Origin of the sequence: Corallococcus praedator (assembly GCF_003612125.1) — a bacterium.
Classification (GTDB): Bacteria; Myxococcota; Myxococcia; order Myxococcales; family Myxococcaceae; genus Corallococcus; species Corallococcus praedator.
The window spans coordinates 1-467 of sequence record NZ_RAWI01000935.1 but is presented as its reverse complement, the minus strand read 5'-3'; the positions used below and the strand labels follow the sequence as shown (position 1 = coordinate 467).

1 protein-coding gene is annotated in these 467 nt (G+C 68.7%); it reads right to left on the bottom strand.

Annotated elements, in window-relative coordinates; all coding sequences use genetic code 11:
- Positions 1 to 467 (bottom strand): ATP-dependent DNA ligase (locus D7Y13_RS42475; protein WP_439329266.1); only part of this gene is annotated, 467 nt, incomplete at both ends.

The following is a 467-nucleotide window of genomic DNA, read 5'->3' as shown; positions in this document are numbered from 1 at the left end:
AACATGGCCTGCAGCTTGTCCAACGCGGCTACCGAGAATCCGGTACCGACCCGTCCGGCGTAGGCCAGTCCATCCTCCCCGGGCACCCCCACCAGCAACGCGCCGATGCTGCCGGACCGGTTGCCCTGCCCGTCCCGCCAGCCGCCGATCACCACCTCCTGGTGCAGCGAGTGCTTGAACTTGAGCCAGGCCGACCCGCGCTGGCCGGGCAGGTACACCGAGTCGGTGCGCTTGGCCACCACCCCTTCCAGTCCCAACCGTTTGCTCTCGGCCAGCGCCTCCTGCAGGGTGCCGTCCAGCCGGTCCGGCGTGCTGCACACGTCACCGTCGATGCCCAGAGCCTCCAGCAGGGTGCGACGATCCCGATACTTCTTGCGCAGCAACGAAATGCCGTCGAGACGCAGCAGGTCGAACGCGTAGAAGTAGACCGGGGTCTCGGCGGCGGCCGCCCGCACCTGGGCCGGTTT